16 protein-coding genes are annotated in these 17,899 nt (G+C 63.2%); 7 read left to right on the top strand and 9 right to left on the bottom strand.

Features of this window, described 5'->3' with window-relative positions; genetic code table 11:
• Positions 1-492: 492 nt before the first annotated feature.
• The 6 genes from ACFWXH_RS15625 to ACFWXH_RS15600 all read left to right on the top strand — a co-directional run bounded on the left by ACFWXH_RS15625 (position 493) and on the right by ACFWXH_RS15600 (position 6,464).
• Positions 493-1,788: an imelysin family protein gene (locus tag ACFWXH_RS15625; RefSeq protein WP_379121686.1), complete on the top strand. Its 1,296-nt coding sequence runs from the start codon at positions 493-495 to the stop codon at positions 1,786-1,788.
• Between the two features lie 92 nt (positions 1,789-1,880).
• A complete protein-coding gene (locus ACFWXH_RS15620) occupies positions 1,881-2,192 on the top strand; it encodes a (2Fe-2S)-binding protein (protein ID WP_101939490.1) in 312 nt (103 codons plus the stop codon).
• Positions 2,158-2,643 (top strand): bacterioferritin, encoded by a 486-nt coding sequence (gene bfr, locus ACFWXH_RS15615; protein WP_054312639.1) that lies wholly within the window; start codon positions 2,158-2,160, stop codon positions 2,641-2,643. The genes ACFWXH_RS15620 and bfr overlap by 35 nt, the downstream gene beginning before the upstream one ends.
• 11 nt (positions 2,644-2,654) lie before the next feature.
• Positions 2,655-4,277, top strand: a complete 1,623-nt coding sequence (locus ACFWXH_RS15610) for a di-heme oxidoredictase family protein (protein ID WP_379121684.1) — start codon at positions 2,655-2,657, stop codon at positions 4,275-4,277.
• Positions 4,277-5,356 (top strand): imelysin family protein, encoded by a 1,080-nt coding sequence (locus tag ACFWXH_RS15605; RefSeq protein WP_379121682.1) that lies wholly within the window; start codon positions 4,277-4,279, stop codon positions 5,354-5,356. The genes ACFWXH_RS15610 and ACFWXH_RS15605 overlap by 1 nt, the downstream gene beginning before the upstream one ends.
• A 10-nt stretch (positions 5,357-5,366) precedes the next feature.
• Positions 5,367-6,464: a DUF1513 domain-containing protein gene (locus tag ACFWXH_RS15600; RefSeq protein ID WP_379121680.1), complete on the top strand. Its 1,098-nt coding sequence runs from the start codon at positions 5,367-5,369 to the stop codon at positions 6,462-6,464.
• 87 nt (positions 6,465-6,551) lie between these two features.
• On the opposite strand, the gene iolB is transcribed toward ACFWXH_RS15600, so the two are convergent.
• From iolB to ACFWXH_RS15570, 6 genes are all read right to left on the bottom strand, one after another.
• Positions 6,552-7,349 (bottom strand): 5-deoxy-glucuronate isomerase, encoded by a 798-nt coding sequence (iolB, locus tag ACFWXH_RS15595; RefSeq protein WP_379121678.1) that lies wholly within the window; start codon positions 7,347-7,349, stop codon positions 6,552-6,554.
• A 10-nt stretch (positions 7,350-7,359) separates the two neighbouring features.
• Positions 7,360-7,596, bottom strand: coding sequence for a DUF3329 domain-containing protein (locus ACFWXH_RS15590; RefSeq protein WP_379121676.1), 237 nt, complete (start codon positions 7,594-7,596; stop codon positions 7,360-7,362).
• Positions 7,597-7,713: 117 nt separating this feature from the next.
• Entirely contained in the window at positions 7,714-8,628 is a 915-nt protein-coding gene (gene iolE, locus ACFWXH_RS15585; RefSeq protein ID WP_379121674.1) for a myo-inosose-2 dehydratase, read from the bottom strand.
• A 35-nt stretch (positions 8,629-8,663) separates the two neighbouring features.
• A complete protein-coding gene (iolD, locus tag ACFWXH_RS15580) occupies positions 8,664-10,514 on the bottom strand; it encodes a 3D-(3,5/4)-trihydroxycyclohexane-1,2-dione acylhydrolase (decyclizing) (protein ID WP_379122228.1) in 1,851 nt (616 codons plus the stop codon).
• 22 nt (positions 10,515-10,536) lie between these two features.
• On the bottom strand, positions 10,537-12,468 hold the full coding sequence (gene iolC / locus ACFWXH_RS15575) for a 5-dehydro-2-deoxygluconokinase (RefSeq protein WP_379121672.1): 1,932 nt from the start codon (positions 12,466-12,468) through the stop codon (positions 10,537-10,539).
• A 123-nt stretch (positions 12,469-12,591) separates the two neighbouring features.
• Positions 12,592-13,413, bottom strand: a complete 822-nt coding sequence (locus ACFWXH_RS15570) for a MurR/RpiR family transcriptional regulator (RefSeq protein ID WP_379121670.1) — start codon at positions 13,411-13,413, stop codon at positions 12,592-12,594.
• Between the two features lie 154 nt (positions 13,414-13,567).
• Here ACFWXH_RS15570 and ACFWXH_RS15565 point away from each other — a divergent pair, with 154 nt between their 5' ends.
• Positions 13,568-14,677, top strand: a complete 1,110-nt coding sequence (locus tag ACFWXH_RS15565) for a Gfo/Idh/MocA family protein (RefSeq protein WP_379121668.1) — start codon at positions 13,568-13,570, stop codon at positions 14,675-14,677.
• A 48-nt stretch (positions 14,678-14,725) separates the two neighbouring features.
• Here ACFWXH_RS15565 and ACFWXH_RS15560 read toward each other — a convergent pair whose 3' ends face one another.
• The 3 genes from ACFWXH_RS15560 to iolG form a co-directional block, all read right to left on the bottom strand.
• Complete coding sequence (locus ACFWXH_RS15560; protein WP_054312628.1) at positions 14,726-15,817, bottom strand: 3-deoxy-7-phosphoheptulonate synthase; 1,092 nt, start codon at positions 15,815-15,817, stop codon at positions 14,726-14,728.
• A gap of 268 nt (positions 15,818-16,085) precedes the next feature.
• Positions 16,086-16,880 carry an SDR family oxidoreductase gene (locus ACFWXH_RS15555; protein WP_379121666.1) on the bottom strand — a complete coding sequence of 265 codons (795 nt, stop codon included), beginning with the start codon at positions 16,878-16,880 and terminating at the stop codon, positions 16,086-16,088.
• 19 nt (positions 16,881-16,899) lie between these two features.
• The gene (gene iolG / locus ACFWXH_RS15550; RefSeq protein ID WP_379121664.1) at positions 16,900-17,895 is read right to left on the bottom strand and encodes an inositol 2-dehydrogenase; all 996 of its coding nucleotides are present in this window, start codon (positions 17,893-17,895) and stop codon (positions 16,900-16,902) included.
• Between the last annotated feature and the right edge of the window lie 4 nt (positions 17,896-17,899).

Below are 17,899 nucleotides of genomic sequence, written 5' to 3'. Positions count from 1 at the left end.
TCGCATGGAATTTAGATCGATGCCGCAAGTGGCAATTGTCCGCTGCCGCCACAAGAGGCCACCTGCGGGTCGCACCCTGGACAGCCGGCTGTCAATGCCATCTCTTGGGTCATTGCCGGGATCATCACCATGTGCAAATGCGGCGTAAACTTGATCCTTCTAGTTTAGAATTATTCTAAACTATTGTTTTGAAAGGCTTTATTGCCGAATTGCATTGACTTTCGCCGTTCTCGCAGCTTTATGGGAGCTCGCGCAACCCCGCGCATTCCTTTGATGTCTGGGCCTTGAACCCTTTCGATTGGAGGCAGTCCATTGCTTTTCCCGCGTGCGCCGCGCCTTCCGGCGGTTATCCGCTCGGCCTTTCGCGACAGCTGTCGCCGCGTACGCATGCCTTTTTCTCGTAGTTTGCGCCATTTGCCGGCCGGAACCTTGGTTTCCGGGGCTGGTCATTGCCCATCATTGATTGTGATTGTCCCGAGGGAGACGTTTGAAATGCAGAACAAGAAGGTGACGGCACGCTTCGGCGGCAAGATCGCCGCCACGCTGGCGCTGACCACGGCCATCTTCGCGCTGCCCGCCAAGGCGGAAACCGACCCGAAGGCGGTCATCAAGACCTATTCCGATATTGCGCTCGCCAAATATGAGGACTCGCTGACCACCGCCAAGGCGCTGGATGCCGCCGTCGATGCGCTGATCGCCAAGCCGTCGCAGGAAACCCTCGATGCTGCCCGCACGGCCTGGAAGGCGGCACGCGTGCCTTACCAGCAGACCGAGGTCTATCGTTTCGGCAATCCGATCGTCGACGACTGGGAGGGCCGGGTGAATGCATGGCCGCTCGACGAAGGCCTGATCGACTATGTCGACAAGAGCTACGGCACCCAGTCCGACGAGAATGCGCTCTATACGGCGAATGTCGTCGCCAACAAGGAAATCGAGATCGATGGCAAGAAGATCGATGCTTCCAAGCTGACCAAGGAATTCCTGTCGGGCACGCTGCAGGAAGCTGGCGACATCGAAGCCAACGTCGCCACCGGCTATCACGCCATCGAATTCCTGCTCTGGGGGCAGGATCTGAACGGTACCGGTCCGGGTGCCGGCAACCGCCCCTTCACCGACTACGACACCAAGAACTGCACCGGCGGCAATTGCGACCGCCGCGCCGAATATCTGAAGGCGGCCAGCGACCTGCTGGTGGCCGATCTGGAGGAGATGGTCGGCAACTGGAAGGAAGGAGGCGCGGCACGCAAGGCGCTCGCCGATGGCGATCCCAAGGCCGGCATCTCGGTCATCCTGACCGGCATGGGCTCGCTCTCCTATGGCGAACTTGCCGGCGAACGCATGAAGCTCGGCCTGTTGCTGCACGATCCGGAAGAAGAGCACGACTGCTTCTCCGACAACACCTACAACTCGCATCTCTATGACGCCGTCGGCATCCGCGACGCCTACCTCGCGAGCTACAAGCGCATCGACGGCAGCACCGTTTCCGGGCCTTCCGTTGCCGAGCTGGTCAAGGCGCTCGATCCGGCGCTCGACAAGGAAGTCACCGGCAAGCTCGAGACAAGCGTCGCCAAGATGGAGGCGATCAAGGCGCGCGCGGAAGGCGGCGAGGCCTATGACCAGCAGATCGGCGAAGGCAACAAGGACGGCAACGCCACTGTACAGGCGGCGATCGATGCGCTGGTCGACCAGACAAAGTCGATCGAGCGCGTGGTTGCGGCGCTGAAGCTGGACGCCATCGCCTTCGAAGGTTCGGACAGCCTCGATTCGCCCGACAAGGTGTTCAAGTAGGAGCATGGTGCCCGCCGATGAGGCGGGCGCGAACAGTAACCCAGAAAGCCACGTGGCGCCGGTAAGGCGCCGCCAGCCATCCAGAACCGCAAATGCTGATCTGTCATTGCAATATCATCACCGAAAAGGAGATCGAGCAGGCCATCATCGCCTTGCTGGATGAAGATCCGTGGCAGCTTATTGTGCCGGCCAAGGTCTATCATTCCATGCGCAAGCGTGGTCGCTGTTGCGGCTGCTTCCCAAATGTGGTGGAAACGATCATTCGGGTCACCGAGAACTACCACGCTCGCTCGGAGGCGGGCGGCGTGGATATCGTTTCACACCTGGACCGCGTGAGAGAGCTGCGTGTCCAATACGGGAGCAAAACCCATGAAGGGCGAAAAACAGGTCATCGAGCGGCTTAACGAAGCTCTTTTTCTGGAGCTCGGCGCCGTCAATCAGTACTGGGTCCACTATCGCCTGCTGGAAGACTGGGGTTACACCAAGCTCGCCAAGAAGGAGCGGGCGGAATCGATCGAGGAGATGCAGCACGCCGACAAGCTGGTGGCCCGCATCATCTTCCTTGAAGGGCACCCGAACCTGCAATCGGTCGCGCCGCTGCGGATCGGACAGAACGTCAAGGAAGTGCTGGAATCGGACCTCGCCGGCGAGTATGACGCGCGCACTTCCTACAAGCAGTCGCGCGAGATCTGCTCCCAGCTCGGTGACTACGTGACCATGAAGCTGTTCGAGGAACTGCTGGCCGACGAGGAGGGCCATATCGACTTCCTCGAGACCCAGCTCGACCTGCTCACCTCGATCGGTGAAGAGAAATATGGCCTGCTCAATGCGGATGCGGCCGACGAAGCGGAATAGGACATGCGCGCATGCGGCGCATCGTAGACTTGTTGCGCCGCGCGCTGCGCGGAACACCTGAACCGACCGACCAGCCCTTAAACGGGATGGTCGGTCTTTTCTGGCCAATTGCCCGCCATTTGGCCGTTGCCGCATTGCTTGTGACCTTGTCGCCTGCCGCGCCCGCGCTTGCCGGCGATACGTCCGGGCTGCCTGCCACGCGCACCGACCTTTCCGAGCAGGATCGTGCTCGCGTCGAGGCCATCACCAGGCCGACGACGGACTTCTCCAAACCGGAGGAGTATGAGTTGATGCAAGGCGGCGCCGGCACCTCCAGGAAACGCGTCAATGCCGACGCTTTTTCGCAATCTTCGGCCAACATCACCTTCGAGGAAGAAGGCACCTTCAAGCTCGGCAACGCCATCTTCCGCAAGAACTGGGTTTCGTCGCCCTCGTCCACGCAGGCGTCGGATGGACTCGGGCCGCTGTTCAATGCACGCGCCTGCCAGAGCTGCCATCTGAAGGACGGTCGCGGCCATCCGCCGGAAGGCAATGCCGACGCCACCTCGATGTTCCTGAGATTGGCGCGCGAAGCCTCGACCGAAGAGGAAAAGGCTGAGCGCGCCGCGCGCAAGGTGCTGAATTTCCCCGATCCGACCTACGGTTCGCAGTTACAGGACCTCGCCGTGCCCGGTCTCGCCGGCGAAGGGCGCATGCGCATCACCTATGCCGAGCGGCCGGTGACGCTCGGCGACGGCACCAAAGTGTCGCTGCGCAAGCCAAGCTACGCGGTCGACGATCTCGCCTACGGTCCGATGCATCCGGACACGACGCTTTCGCCGCGCGTGACCCCTGCGATGATCGGGCTTGGTCTGGTCGAGCAGATCCACCCGGCCGACATCCTGGCCAAAGCCGATCCGGATGACCGCGACGGCGACGGCATCTCCGGCCGCCCGAACATGGTCCGTGATGCCCTCAGCGGCGAACTCACGCTTGGCCGCTTGGGCTGGAAGGCGCAGACCCCGTCGATCCGCCAGCAGTCTGCAGATGCCTTCGCCGGCGACATCGGCATCTCGACGCCCGAGAAGCCGCAGCATTGGGGAGATTGCACGAAGGCCGAGAAGGCATGTCTGGACATGCCGAACGGCGTGCAGGAGCGGTTGGGGCCGGTCGAGGCACCGCCGCCGGTCATGGACCTCGTCACCTTCTATTCACAGAACCTGGCCGTGCCGGCGCGCCGCGACATCAACAAGCAGTCGGTGCTAGCCGGCAAGAAGGCTTTCTACGAGATGGGCTGCGTGTCCTGCCACACGCCGAAATTCGTCACCCGCCGCGACGCACCCAACAAGGCGCAATCGTTCCAGCTGATCTGGCCATATTCCGACTTCCTGCTGCACGACATGGGCGAAGGCCTGGCCGACGGCCAGGCCGTGGGCGACGCCACCGGCAGTGAATGGCGCACGCCGCCGCTTTGGGGCGTCGGCCTCACCAAGCGCGTCAACGGCCACACCTTCTTCCTGCATGACGGCCGCGCCCGCAATCTGACGGAAGCCATCCTGTGGCATGGCGGCGAAGGCCAGAAGGCGCGCGACCGTTTCGCCGCCGCAAGTGCCGAAGAGCGCGACGCGCTGATCAAGTTCCTGGAGTCGCTGTGATGTTGAAACGCCTAACCACCGCGCTTGTCGTTCCGTTTGCTCTTGCCGCCGCGGAGCCGGCGGGTGCTGCTGTGCAGGCTTCGGATGTCGTCAACAGTGCGGTCGACGGTTTCATCCGCCCGGCCTACGCTTCGCTGCAGCAACACGCCGCCGCGACAGCCGAGGCCGCCAAGGCGTTGTGCGAGACCCCTTCGCAACAGGCTCTCGACGCCGCGCGTACCGAATTCGCGGGTACGGTGATGGCTTGGTCGACAGTCGAGATCGTCCGCTTCGGGCCGATCACCGAAAACAACCGGCTGGAGCGCATGCTCTATTGGCCGGACCGCAAGGGGCTCGGCCTGAAGCAGGTGCAGGCGACGCTGGCCGAGAAGGACGTTTCGGCCACCGATGCTGCCGGCATTGCCGGCAAGAGCATCGCCATGCAGGGGCTGGGTGCATTGGAATTCGTGCTCTACGGCACCGACGCGGAGACGCTCGCCGGCAAGGACGGCGCCTATCGCTGTGCTTATGGCCTGGCTATCGCCGGCAATATCGAGACGATCGCCGCCGATGTGTCCGCCGCATGGGCGAAGTCGGACGGGTTCGCCGCGTTATGGGCCAGCCCTGGTCCCGACAACGCGCTCTACCGTGACGGCAGCGAAGCGGTGACCGAACTGATGGGCGTCTTCATCAACGGACTCGAGCTGGTGCGCGACCAGCGCCTCAAGAGTTTCCTCGGCGCCAACGCCGACGCCGCCAAGCCGAAACAGGCGATCTATTGGCGCTCCGGTCTCACCGGCGCCTCGCTTGGCGCCAATCTCGACGGCATGAACCGGCTGTTCCAGGCTTCCAACCTTGGCGACGCGCTGCCCAAGGACGATCGCTGGATCGCCGATTCGATCGAGATCCAGCTGGTCAACGGCGTCGCCGCGGCCAAGAAAGCGTCCGGTCCCGCCGCAGAGGTGCTCGCCGATCCCAAGCGTCGCGCAGCACTTGAACATTTCCAGCTGATCACCAGCAGCCTGAGCAATCTGTTCGGCACACGCCTGTCGGCCGCCTTCGGCCTGACCGCCGGCTTTTCCTCGTTGGACGGTGATTGAGGGGTTCGCCATGCGCACGCCGCTCATCGATCGCCGCGATTTCCTGAAGGCCGCAGGTGCCGGCTTCCTGGCGGCGCTCGCACCGAAGGCCTGGGCCGCGACGCTGGAGGCAGACGCCGTCTTTGCCACTGCCTACATGAAGCGCGACGGCAGCTACGGCGCTGCCGTGCTTTCCGAAGCCGGCAAGATGCTGCATGCGGTCGATCTGCCCGACCGCGGCCATGACGTGACCTTCGATCCCGTTTCGGGTCGTTCAGCGGTGTTCGCCCGCCAGCCCGGAACGTTCTTCGTCGTCTTCGACCACAAGGGCCGCGCCGAACCGCTGACCATTGCCAGCCAGCCCGACCGGCATTTCTTCGGGCATGGCGCGTTCTCGAAAGACGGCGCGCTGCTCTACGCCACCGAGAACGACTTCGACAATGCCGCCGGCATGGTCGGGATCTACGATGCCAAGGGCGGCTTCAAGAGGATCGGCGAGTTTCCGACCTATGGTGTCGGCCCGCACGAGCTGCTGTTGCTGGACGATGGCCGCACCATAGCGGTCGCCAATGGCGGCATCGAAACGCATCCCGATTTCGGTCGCGCCGAACTCAACATCGCCACCATGAAGCCGTCCTACACACTGGTCGATCGCGTCACCGGTGAGCTGATCGAAAAGCACGAGCTGCCGCCGTCGCTGCACCAGCTTTCCATTCGCCACATGGATCTCGATGCCAGGGGCACGGTGTGGTTCGGTTGCCAGCATCGCGGGCCGGCGACGGAGCAGCCGCTTCTGGTCGGGCGCGCCGAGCGCGGCAAGGACCTGGCATTGCTCGACATGCCGAAGGACGTGCTGACTGGCTTCCGCAATTATATCGGCTCGGTGGCAACCAATCCGGATGCCGGCACGGTCGCGGTGTCGTCACCGCAGGGCAATGCCTTCGCCGTGATCGAGGCGGCGAGCGGCAAGATCGTCAAGACCAGCAGCCTGATTGAGGTCTGCGGCCTGGCACCCGACCAGGCCGGCTTCCTCGCCACCACCGGCGCCGGCGCCATCATGCAGCCCGACGGCAACACGGTGAACGAGCCGGATTATGTGTGGGACAATCATATGTTGAGGATAGGGTAGGTAAGGGAGTAGGGGAGTAGGGGAGTGGGCAAGTATCGCTCGGCAGTTCCGTGCCTCACTGTTTTATTCCCCTACTCCCTTACTCCCCTACCTGTTCACCAGCCACTCATGTTCCACCGCATTGTGGAACTTCCACGTCCGCTTCGGCCCGGCCATGACGTTGAGATAGTAGAGGTCGTAGCCGTGGCAGGCGGCGCAGGGGTGGTAACCCTTGGGCACCAGCACCACGTCGCCATCTTCCACGGCCATCGCTTCGTCGAGTGAGCGGTCATCCGTGTAGACGCGCTGGAAGGCAAAGCCCTGCGGCGGGTTGAGCCGATGGTAGTAGGTCTCTTCCAGATAGGATTCGGCGGGAAGATTGTCCTGATCGTGCTTGTGCGGCGGATAGCTGGATGTGTGTCCGCCGGGCGTGATCACCTCCACCACCAGCAGCGAGTCCGCCGGTTCGCCTTCCGGCAGGATGTTGGTGACATGGCGGGTGTTGGTGCCCTTGCCGCGCACTTCCTGGCCGAGGTCGTCAGGCCGGATCACGCGCACCGGCAAGCCGCCGCCAAGTCCCGGCGCCGTGCAGACGGCAAGCTCCAGCTCGGTTTCCGCCGTCACCGACCAGTCCGAACCTTGCGGCACATAGACGGACCACGGCTTGCCGTCGAAGGGGGACATGCGTTCGCCGAGCAGGCCGAGAACCTGCCCGCCGGCTGTAGCCTTGCCCTTGCCGGTGACGAAGACCAGACAGGCTTCGCGGCCGCCCGTCTCTCCGGACAGGCTTTGTCCGGGCGCCAGACGGTGGAGGTCGAAACCGACATAGGTCCAGCCGGCGTTCTGCGGCGTGACATTGGCGACATGGCCATGACCCTTGGTGGCTTTCACCAGCAGTTTCGACATGGTCGTTTCCTCAATCTCCGGTTTCGGGCATCTTGGTTTCGCTGGCGGGTGGCTGCGGGGCCTCGTCCGCCGGCTTGTAGCTGATCAGGAATGTCCACACGGCATAAATGGCCATGCCTCCGACCAGCGTGCCCCAGAATGGCGTTCCCACCGCGAATTCGACCGCTGACCAGATCACGCACACCGCAATCACTGCGAGCCGGCGCCACAATGGCCGGAAGAAGGGATGCTGGTTGTCCTTGTTCATTGCGATGTCCGTTCAGCCAAGCATGTCGCGCAAAAGTGCGCAGGGGTTTTGCGAAAACGACATGCGCAAGATCAAAGATCTAATGCAAGGAGCGAATCTGAAACCTTGCGACAGGCATCAACTGGGAAACCCCTGTGTCTCCACCGTATAGCCTGCCGCCGTCATCACGCGCATCAGTTCCTTGTGCCCGACCTGCGCCATCTTCAGCGGCGGGTTCTTCTTCGGATCCTGCTCGGCTTCGACGACGAACCAGCCTTCATATCCATAACCGGCGAGTTTCTGCACGATCGCGCCGAAATCGAGCGAACCGTCACCCGGAACGGTGAAGGCACCGAGCGCCACTGCATCGAGGAAGGATTGTTTTTGCCAGTCCAGGCTCTTGATCACGTCCATGCGCACGTCCTTCACATGCACGTGGTTGATGCGTTTGTGATGATTGTCGATGGCGCGCAGCACGTCGCCGCCGGCGAAGGCCAGGTGACCGGCATCGAGCAGCAGCGGAATGCCTTCACCCGAATGCTTCATGAAGGCGTCCAGCTCGTGTTCGAACTGCACCACTGCCGCCATGTGGTGATGGTAGGAGAGCGGCATGCCCTGTTCGGCGCACCATTCGCCGAACGCCGTCACCTTGCGTCCATAGGCTTCCATCTCGTCGTCAGCCAGCACGGTCTTGGTGGCGAGCGGCCTGGAGCGATCCCCCTGGATCGAGCGGCCGACTTCGCCATAGACGATGCAGGGCGCGTTGACCGCCTTGAACAGCTCGATCATCGGGGCGATGCGGTCCTTGTTGGCGGCAAGCTCCTCATTGACCAGCGTGCCGGAGAACCAGCCGCCGCACAGCGTGACGTCGGCCCGTTTCAGGATCGGCAACATCTCTTCAGGCGTGCTCGGGAAACGGCGGCCCTGCTCCATGCCGGTGAAGCCGGCCGAGCGCGATTGCCTCAGGCATTCCTCGAGCGACACGTCATCGCTCAATTCCACGAGGTCGTCATTCCACCATGCGATGGGGGACATGCCCAGTTTGGCTTTCAATTCAGGACTCCGGTCTCGATGGTTGGCTCGCAAGCTCAGTCGCCGATGCTCTGCAGCTTGCGCTTTTCCTCATAGCCTTTGCGGGCGGCGTTGACTTCCTTGCGGGCACTGACTTCCGGCACCGCCACATCCCACCAATGGCCGCCAGCCTCGGTGGAGATCAAGGGGTCGGTGTTGATGACGATGACCGTCGTGCGGCTGTTCGTCTTCGCCTTCACCAGTGCGCTTTCCAGGTCGGCGATCGAGGCGACCTTTTCCGAGCTGGCGCCGAGGCTTGCGGCATGCGCGGCGAAGTCGATATCAGGCAAGGTTTCGTGGCGGGCGTCCTTGAGCAGGTTGTTGAAGTTGGCGCCGCCGGTCGCCATCTGCAGCCGGTTGATGCAGCCGTAGCCGCGGTTGTCGAGCAGCACGATGGTCAGCTTCAGGCCGAGCATCACCGACGTGGCGATCTCGGAATTGAGCATGAGGTAGGAACCGTCGCCCAGCATGACGACCACCTCCTGCTCCGGCTTCGCCATCTTGGCGCCGAGCGCGCCGGCGATCTCGTAACCCATGGTCGAGAAGCCGTATTCGGCATGATAGGAGCCCGGTGCGCCGGCCTGCCACAGCTTGTGCAGTTCGCCCGGCAATCCACCGGCGGCATGCAGCACCGTGACGCCCGAGCCAAGCGCGCGCTGCACCGCACCGATTACCTGCGCATCGGAAGGATAGGCGGCATTGGTGGGGGCGGTGACCTTGGCGGCTGCAGCCTGCCACTCCTGCTTCCCCTTGGCCGCATTCTCCGTCCAGCCTGCCGGCGCTTTCCAGCCCTGCAGGCCGGCGGCCAGTTCCGCCAGCCCCTCGGCGGCATCGGCCACCAGTGCCAGCGCGCGATGTTTGCCGGCGTCGAAAGGCTGTACGTTGAGGCCGATGATGGTCTTGGCGGCATTCTGGAACAGCGCCCAGGAGCCGGTGGTGAAATCCTGCAATCGGGTGCCGACCGCCAGGACCACATCCGCTTCTTCCGCCAGTCGGTTGGCGGCCGCGGTGCCGGTAACGCCGACAGCCGCCATGTTGAGTGGATGGTTGTCCGGCAAGGAGGATTTGCCGCCTTGCGTTTCGCAGACCGGAACGCCGGCGGCTTCGACGAAACGTGTCAGTTCGCCCGATGCGCCGGAATAGAGCACGCCGCCGCCGGCGATCACCAATGGTTTCTTGGCGCCCTTCAGCGCTTCGATGGCAGCCGCGAGTTCGGTACGGTCTGGCCGCGGCCGGCGCACCTGCCAGACACGTTCCTCGAAGAAGCGTTCCGGATAATCATAGGCCTCAGCCTGTACATCCTGGCAGAGCGAAAGCGTCACCGGTCCGCATTCGGCGGGATCGGTCAGGACCTGCATGGCGCGGGCCAGTGCCGGGATGATCTGCTCCGGCCGGGTGATGCGGTCGAAATAGCGCGAGACAGGGCGGAAGCAGTCATTGACCGAGAGAGTTCCGTCGGCAAAGTCTTCGGCCTGTTGCAGCACCGGGTCTGGAACACGATTGGCGAAGACGTCGCCGGGCAGGAGCAGCACGGGAAGCCGGTTGACATGCGCGAGCGCCGCAGCCGTGACCATGTTCACCGCGCCGGGGCCGATCGAACTTGTGGCGGCCATGAAGCGGCGGCGGAAATGCGCCTTGGCGTAACCGATTGCCGCATGCGTCATCGCCTGCTCGTTGTGGGCGCGGAAGGTCGGCAGGTCATCGCGCTGTTGGTAGAGGGCCTCGCCGATGCCGGCGACATTGCCATGGCCGAAAATCGCCCAGACGCCGCCGAAGATCGGCAGCTTCTCGCCATCGATCACGGTCATCTGGCGGGACAGGAAGCGGGTGAGCGCCTGCGCCATCGTCAGGCGGACGGTTTTGGTCATCATGCGTCTCCTCCGACCGGTCTTATGCCGCCTTGCGGCCACGCGCGGCAAGCCAGGCCCTGGTCAATTCCTCGAAACGCCGCGCCATGTCGTCCACGGCTTCCTCGTCGCTCATTTTCCCGGCGAGCCATTGTCCGGCGGCATGGGCGAAGATGGTGCGGCCGACGGCAAAACCCTTGACGATTGCTACGTCGGCGGTCGCAGCGAAGGCAGCTTCCAGCTCATTCAGCGGCGCCTCGAGACCCAGCAGCACGACACCCCGGCAGAACGGGTCGTTGCTGACGATGGTCTCTTCGATCTTCGCCCAGGCGTTTGCGGAAGCCTGGGGTTCCAGTTTCCACCAGTCGGGTTTGATGCCGAGTGCATAGAGTTCCTGCAACGCGCGCTGCACCGTGGTGTCATCGATCCTGCCATGCTTGCTGGCGATGATCTCGATCAGCAGCTCACGACCGACCTTCCGTGCAGCTTCGAACAGGGTGCGCAGCTTTTCCTGCTGCTCTTTCTTCAGGGCTTCGGGGTCGTCGGGGTGATAGAAACACAGACATTTGATGCAGTGGTCGACAGGCCAGTCGACGAGCTGTGAACCGATGTCCTGGCTGAACTCGAAGCGCAGCGGCCGGGAGCCGGGCCGTTCGACCGGACGGCCGAGCCAGGCGAAAGAATGATGTGCGAACTCGAACATCGCCTCGCGGCCATATTTTTCGTCGAGCAGCATGCCGTAGCCGGGGCGGCCTGCGGCGACCTTGGCCGCCGCCTTCACCGCCAGCACCTTGAAGGCGTTGATGCGTGAAACATCCGCACCGGCCTTGGCTGCGATATCCTCCAGTTGCAGGCGATGATCGCAGGCCAGCGCCATCAGAAGCGGGATGTCGCGGCGACGCGTGGTCGCCCAGTGGACATGATTGATCGCCTCGTCCTTGCGCAACGCCAGATGTTTCGAACCGTTCTTCAGGAAGAACTGCAGTTCCGCATAGGTCGGATATTCGGGCGCGCAGAGCAGCCGCGACACCGCGAACGCCCCGCAGGCATTGGCCCAGGTAGCGGCGGTGGCGAAATCCTCGCCGCCCAGCCAGCCACGCAGGAAGCCGGACATGAAGGCATCGCCGGCGCCGAGCACATTGTAGATTTCGATCGGGAAGCCGTCGCCGACGACGCCATCCTCGAGATCGTCGCTGATCGGTCCGTCATAGACGATGCAGCCCTTGGCTCCGCGCTTGAGCACGATGGTGGCGGCAGACAGCGAACGGATAGTCTTGAGTGCGGTCAGCAAATCGCTTTCGCCGGATGCGATCAGCACCTCCTCTTCGGTGCCGACGATCAGGTCGCAATCCGGCAGCACCGTCTTCAACTGCGCCGAGACGCGATCGGATTTGACGTAGCGGCCGAACCCCTCGGCATGGCCTGCGAGGCCCCACAGGTTCGGGCGGTAGTCGATGTCGAACACCACCTTGCCGCCATGCGCCTTGGCGATGCGGATCGCCTTGCGCTGGGCGGCGTCGCTGTTGGGTCGGGAGAAATGCGTGCCGGTGACCACGATCGCCCTTGCCGAAGTCACGAAAGCCTCGTCGACATCGTCCTCCGACAGCGCCATGTCGGCGCAGTCGGAACGGTAGAAGATCATCGGCGAGACGCCTTCGTCCTCGACAGAGAGCAGCACCAGAGCTGTAAGCCGTTCGGGATCGGTGCGAAGGCCGTCGACATTGACTTTTTCGCGGACCAGCTGTTCGCGGATGAAGCGGCCCATCTGCTCGTCGCCGACGCGCGTCAACAGCGCCGACTTCAGGCCAAGCCGCGCGGTGCCCACGGCGATATTGGCCGGGCAGCCGCCGACGGATTTGGCGAAGGACGTGATGTCTTCCAGTCGGGAACCGATCTGCTGACCGTAGAGATCCACCGAGGCGCGGCCGATAGTGATGACGTCGAGCGCCTTGTCGGCGCCGCGAGGGCTCGCCATGCTTTCCTCCCTGAAATGAAGGCTCCTGGCGTCGCAAGACGCCGTCGTCACTCCGCGTTATGAAATGTTAATTCCATTGCATAGTCAATATGGAATGGAAATTCCCGAGTTGTTTTGCCGGAATCAGGCTCCGCTGCGGCGCTCCGCCGTCGCCACGGCCAGCGTCATCGCCAGCGCCATTGTGGCCGACAGGGAGCGGAAGCCGGCACAATCGGCCTCGGCCACTTCGAACCAGACCCTGGCCGACTGGGCGAGCGGCGAAAAGGCGCTGTCGGTGATGGCCACCACCGGCACGCCTTGGTCGGCCAGCATGCGGGCATAGTCCACGGTCTGCGTGGCATAGGGCGAGAAACTGATCGCCACCACGGCATCGTTCGGCGTGGCGAAGGACATGACTTCCGGGTCGAGGCCGGCAGCGGATTCGACCAGCGTGTAGCGGATCTTCAGCTTGCCGAGCGCGTAGGCCATGTAGGAGGTGATCGGATAGGAACGACGGCGCGCGACGAGATAGATGGTCTCGGCCTTTGCCAGGATATCCACCGCGCGATCAAGAAGACTGTCGTCGAGTGAGCGCGATACCGCTTCCAGCGACCGTGTCGAGACCTCCACGAAGCCGTCGAGGATGGCGCGGTTCTGTGTGGTGCCGCTTCCACGCAGCGTTTTCAGCCGATCTTCATAGGATACGGTGCGCTCGCGCAGCCGCTCGCGGAAGACCGATTGCAGGCTGGTGAAGCCGTCGAAACCAAGGAACTGCGCGAAGCGGATGAGCGTGGAAGGCTGCACGCCGGCGGAAGCCGCGATACTCGCCGCCGTGCCGAAGGCGATCTCGTCGGGATTGTCGAGCGCATAGGCCGCGATCTGCGCGATACGTTTCGGCAGTGCGGCGCGCCGTTCCAGGACGAGGTTGCGAAGCGATTCGTAATCTTGCGGCAGGCGAGGGTTCATGAGCCGGAGAATCCCCTGTTCCGTCCCTGATCGCAAGAGCTTAGCAGTCTCAGCAAGGGCTGTCACAGAAAATAGATCGTATGTTCCAAACATGGAAAAAATGGACTAAAAAGTGCAAATGCAATGAATGCCTTGCGCTCAGAGGAGATCGCGCATGATCGGTGTCGGCCTGATTGGTACGGGTTTCATGGGCAAATGCCATGCCCTGGCCTGGACGTCCGTACGCACCGTTTTCAGCGACGTCGAACCGGTTCGGCTCGTCCATCTCGCCGAGGCCAATGCCGGGCTGGCCAGGCAGCGTGCCGGCGAGTTCGGTTTCGAGAAGGCTTCCGGCGACTGGCGCGCTGTGATCGAAGATCCGGCCGTCGATATCATTTCAGTCACCACGCCGAACCAGTTCCATCCGGAAATGGCTATCGCCGCACTCGAAGCCGGCAAACATGTGTGGTGCGAAAAGCCGATGGCACCGTCCTTCGTCGATGCAGAGGCAATGCTGGCGGCGGCGGGTCGTTCCGGCAAGGCAGCGGTGCTCGGCTACAACTATATCCAGAGCCCGGCGATCCGGCACATCAGGACGCTGCTGGATGAAGGCGCGATCGGCGCAGTCAACCATCTGCGTGTCGAGATGGACGAAGACTTCATGGCCGACCCCGAAACGCCGTTCGGCTGGAAGCATGAGGCGGCTTCCGGCTATGGCGCATTGGACGATTTCGCCGTGCATCCGCTGTCGCTGGTCAAGGCGCTGTTCGGTCGCGTCGCCAGCGTGATGTGCGACATGGCCAGGCCTTATGCCGACCGCGCCGTCGCTGGTGGCGGGCGTCGTGCCGTCGAGACATATGATGTCGCGAGTTCCCTGATCCACCTCGACAATGGCGTTTCAGGCGCGCTGCTGGTCAATCGCTCCGCCTGGGGCCGCAAGGGCCGCATTGCGGTGCAGATCTTCGGATCGAAGGGCTCGATCCTGTTCGACCAGGAGCGCTTCAACGAATTCCAGCTCTATGTCACCTCCGACCGCGCCACCGAGCAGGGCTACCGTACCATCCTGGCGGCACCGGTGCACAAGCCTTATGACCGTTTCATCCCGGCGCCGGGTCATGGGCTGGGCTTCAATGATCTCAAGACGATCGAATGCCGCGAACTGATCCGCCGCATCCGGGGTGAATCGGCAAACCTGATCGAGTTCGACGAGGGGTTGGAGATCGAGCGCACTGTGCATGCTATGGCGCGCTCGTTCGAGGAAAAGCGCTGGGTCGACGTGCGATGATGTCATTGGGCGGCAGACGTCTTCTGCCGCCCAACCGGTGTCCCGCGCTTACGCCGCGCCCGGCCGCTTGGCGATCATCGCATTGCGTGCCGCCCGGCGCTGCTCGACGGCATCGGCGAGCCCCTTGAGCACGGTCTCCGTCGTTGCCCAGTCGATGCAGCCGTCGGTGATGCTCTGGCCGTAAACCAGCGGCTTGCCGGGCACGACATCCTGCCGGCCGGCAACGAGGTTGCTTTCGATCATGAGGCCGATGATGCGCTCGTCGCCCGCCGCGACCTGTCCCGCCACGTCGGCCGCGACCATCGGCTGGTTCTCCGGCTTCTTGCTGCTGTTGGCATGGCTGACATCGATCATCAGCCGTGGCGCGATGCCGACGCGGGTGAGTTCGGCGCTGGCCGCCTCGACGCTTGCGGCATCGTAATTGGGCGCAAGCCCGCCACGCAGGATGACGTGGCAGTCCTCATTGCCGGTGGTGGCTGCGATCGCGCTGCGCCCGCCCTTGGTGACTGCCATGAAATGATGCGGGTGCGCGGCGGATTTCACGGCATCGGCTGCAATGCGGACATTGCCGTCGGTGCCATTCTTGAAGCCGACCGGGCACGACAGGCCGGATGCCAGCTCGCGATGGATCTGGCTCTCGGTCGTGCGCGCGCCGATCGCACCCCAGGCGACGAGATCGGCGATGTATTGCGGGGTCGTCATGTCGAGGAATTCGGTCGCAGCCGGCAGGCCGAGATTGTTGACTGCGGCGAGCACGTTGCGCGCCAGCCTCAGCCCCTTGTCGATGTTGAAGCTGCCGTCGAGATCGGGATCGTTGATCAGGCCTTTCCAGCCGACCGTGGTGCGGGGCTTCTCGAAATAGACCCGCATGACGATCTCGAGCCGGTCGGACAGACTATCGCGCAGTGCCGCCAGACGATTGGCGTAGTCTATGGCTGCGGCCGGATCATGGATCGAACAGGGACCCACCACGACCAGCAGCCGGTCGTCGGTACCGGTCAACATGGCGTGGATCGCGTTGCGCGACGCAGCGACCGTGCGGGTCGCCGTCAGCGTGCGCGGTATCTCCTGCATCACCTGTTCAGGTGTGCTTAGTTCCTTGAGTTCCTTGACCCGAAGGTCGTCTGTGGTGGTCAACACGGCTTTCTGCTCCTGGTTGGGAGACCTGCCGGCTGAAACAAAAAAGCCGCCAGGTCTGGCGGCTGTTCGGATTTTTATGCTGCAATCTTCAGATCGAGCGCAATCCTCCCGCCGCCAGCGAGCTACCGTAGCTAAAGTACCAAAACGAGGCGGTCAGGTGGATCATGGGGAGGCTAATAGCCGAAGTCATTGCGTTTGTCACGCCCCAGAACACCAACCAAAATCGCTTCGGCTGCCAACTGACGGCGCTTTCTGTGTTCAAGGCATACTATTCGCCGATGATGCCAGGCACATTCTGGTCGTAATCCACCAGCGCGCCGGTCATCACGCCGGATTGGGGCGACAGCATGTAGGTGATGAGACCCGCCATCTCATGCGTCTTCACGAGCTGTCCCATCGGCGCGGCGGCTTCGGCCTTGGCCAGCCAATCGGCTCCGGCGCCGTGGAACCTCGCCTGCGTATCGGCCTCGCCCGGCGTGTCCATCCAGCCCGGCAGCACGGCGTTGCTGCGGATGCGGTTGCGGCGATAGGCGTTGGCGACATTCTTGGTCAGCGTCGCCAGGGCGCCCTTGCTGGCCGAATAGGAGGACAGGAACGACTGGCCGCCATGCACGTTCACTGAAAGCACATTGACGATCGAGCCCGCCTGCCCGGTTTCCAAGAGATGCTTGACCAGGCCCTGCATCAGGAAGAACGGGCCGCGCACGTTGATGGCGAACATCTCGTCGAACATGGCGGGCGTGGTTTCGACCAGCGAGCCGCGCGCCGCCGAGGCGGCGGCGTTGACCAGCGCATTCAGGCTGCCGAAGCGCGTCACGCCGGCTTCGACGGCGGCGAGACAGGCGTCCGGGTCGGCAAGGTCTGCGCTGATGAAGATCGCTTCCGCGCCCTTCTTTTCCAGCTCCGCAACGGCGGATCGGCCTTTAGCTTCGGAACGTCCGAGCAGAACCAATGCTTTGCAGCCTTCGTCTACGAGTTGCCGTGCGACGGCCAGTCCGACGCCCTGCGCGCCGCCGGTGATCAGCGCGCGCGTCGCGCCGTTGCGTGTACTGAGAGTGGTCATCCCGACCTCCCGTTTTTGACTATTTGTCGAGACGGATCGTCTTGCCCTGCTTGGCGGATTTGAGCGCCGCATCGGCGATTTTCAGCGCGATCAGTCCGTCTTTGCCGCTGGGTGACGCCTTCTTGCCAGTCGTCGTCGCCTCGATGAAGGTCGCGATCTCGTTGGCATAGGCGTCGATGTAGCGGGTCATGAAGAAGTCGTGCAGCGGCGGACGGACATACCCCTTCTCGCTGGCCACTTCGATCGAGACCGGGCGCTGGTTTTCGGCTGCGACCATGCCTTTCGAACCATGCACTTCGATACGCTGGTCATAGCCATAGGTGGCGCGGCGCGAATTGGAGATGACGGCCTGTTTGCCCGACGCCGTTTCGAGGATGACGCTGACGGAATCGAAATCGCCGGCCTCGCCGATCTTCTTGTCGACCAGCACCGACGCGTGCGCCGATACCGCCACAGGCTCCTCGCCGAGCAGGAAACGCGCCATGTCGAAATCATGGATGGTCATGTCGCGGAAGATGCCGCCCGAACGCTTGATATAGTCGACCGGCGGCGCGCCCGGGTCGCGCGAGGTGATCACCACCTGCTCGACCTTGCCGATGGCACCGTCGTCGATCGCCTTGCGCACCGCTGCAAAATGCGGATCGAAGCGTCGGTTGAAGCCCACCATCAGCGCCGTCTTGGTCTTGTCGACCACGGCCAGGCATTTCTCCACGCGCTTGACGTCGAGATCGATCGGCTTCTCGCAGAAGATCGCCTTGCCGGCCTTGGCGAAGCGCTCGATCAGGTCGGCATGGGTGTCGGTGGGCGTGCAGATGATCACCGCATCGATGTCCGCAGCCTTCTCGATCGCTTCGATGGACCGGACTTCGGCGCCATAGCTCTTTGCCAGTTCCTTGGCCGCCTTCTCGAAGGCATCGGCCACGGCGACCAGCTTGGCCTGCGGGTTCGAGCCGACCGCCTGCGCGTGAACCTTGCCGATGCGGCCGGCGCCGAGGAGACCAAAACGCACTGTCATGACA

It is taken from the genome of Mesorhizobium sp. NPDC059054 (assembly GCF_042739215.1).
GTDB lineage: Bacteria > Pseudomonadota > Alphaproteobacteria > Rhizobiales > Rhizobiaceae > Mesorhizobium.
This window is presented reverse-complemented; position numbering and strand designations above follow the sequence as displayed.

What these genes read in the sequence shown, in the direction of transcription:
- ACFWXH_RS15625 (WP_379121686.1), top strand. Translation starts at nt 493, where the DNA reads ATGCAGAACAAGAAGGTGACGGCACGCTTCGGCGGCAAGATCGCCGCC.
- ACFWXH_RS15620 (WP_101939490.1), top strand. Translation starts at nt 1,881, where the DNA reads ATGCTGATCTGTCATTGCAATATCATCACCGAAAAGGAGATCGAGCAG.
- bfr (WP_054312639.1), top strand. Translation starts at nt 2,158, where the DNA reads ATGAAGGGCGAAAAACAGGTCATCGAGCGGCTTAACGAAGCTCTTTTT.
- ACFWXH_RS15610 (WP_379121684.1), top strand. Translation starts at nt 2,655, where the DNA reads ATGCGGCGCATCGTAGACTTGTTGCGCCGCGCGCTGCGCGGAACACCT.
- ACFWXH_RS15605 (WP_379121682.1), top strand. Translation starts at nt 4,277, where the DNA reads ATGTTGAAACGCCTAACCACCGCGCTTGTCGTTCCGTTTGCTCTTGCC.
- ACFWXH_RS15600 (WP_379121680.1), top strand. Translation starts at nt 5,367, where the DNA reads ATGCGCACGCCGCTCATCGATCGCCGCGATTTCCTGAAGGCCGCAGGT.
- iolB (WP_379121678.1), bottom strand. Translation starts at nt 7,349, where the DNA reads ATGTCGAAACTGCTGGTGAAAGCCACCAAGGGTCATGGCCATGTCGCC.
- ACFWXH_RS15590 (WP_379121676.1), bottom strand. Translation starts at nt 7,596, where the DNA reads ATGAACAAGGACAACCAGCATCCCTTCTTCCGGCCATTGTGGCGCCGG.
- iolD (WP_379122228.1), bottom strand. Translation starts at nt 10,514, where the DNA reads ATGACCAAAACCGTCCGCCTGACGATGGCGCAGGCGCTCACCCGCTTC.
- iolC (WP_379121672.1), bottom strand. Translation starts at nt 12,468, where the DNA reads ATGGCGAGCCCTCGCGGCGCCGACAAGGCGCTCGACGTCATCACTATC.
- ACFWXH_RS15570 (WP_379121670.1), bottom strand. Translation starts at nt 13,413, where the DNA reads ATGAACCCTCGCCTGCCGCAAGATTACGAATCGCTTCGCAACCTCGTC.
- ACFWXH_RS15565 (WP_379121668.1), top strand. Translation starts at nt 13,568, where the DNA reads ATGATCGGTGTCGGCCTGATTGGTACGGGTTTCATGGGCAAATGCCAT.
- ACFWXH_RS15555 (WP_379121666.1), bottom strand. Translation starts at nt 16,880, where the DNA reads ATGACCACTCTCAGTACACGCAACGGCGCGACGCGCGCGCTGATCACC.
- iolG (WP_379121664.1), bottom strand. Translation starts at nt 17,895, where the DNA reads ATGACAGTGCGTTTTGGTCTCCTCGGCGCCGGCCGCATCGGCAAGGTT.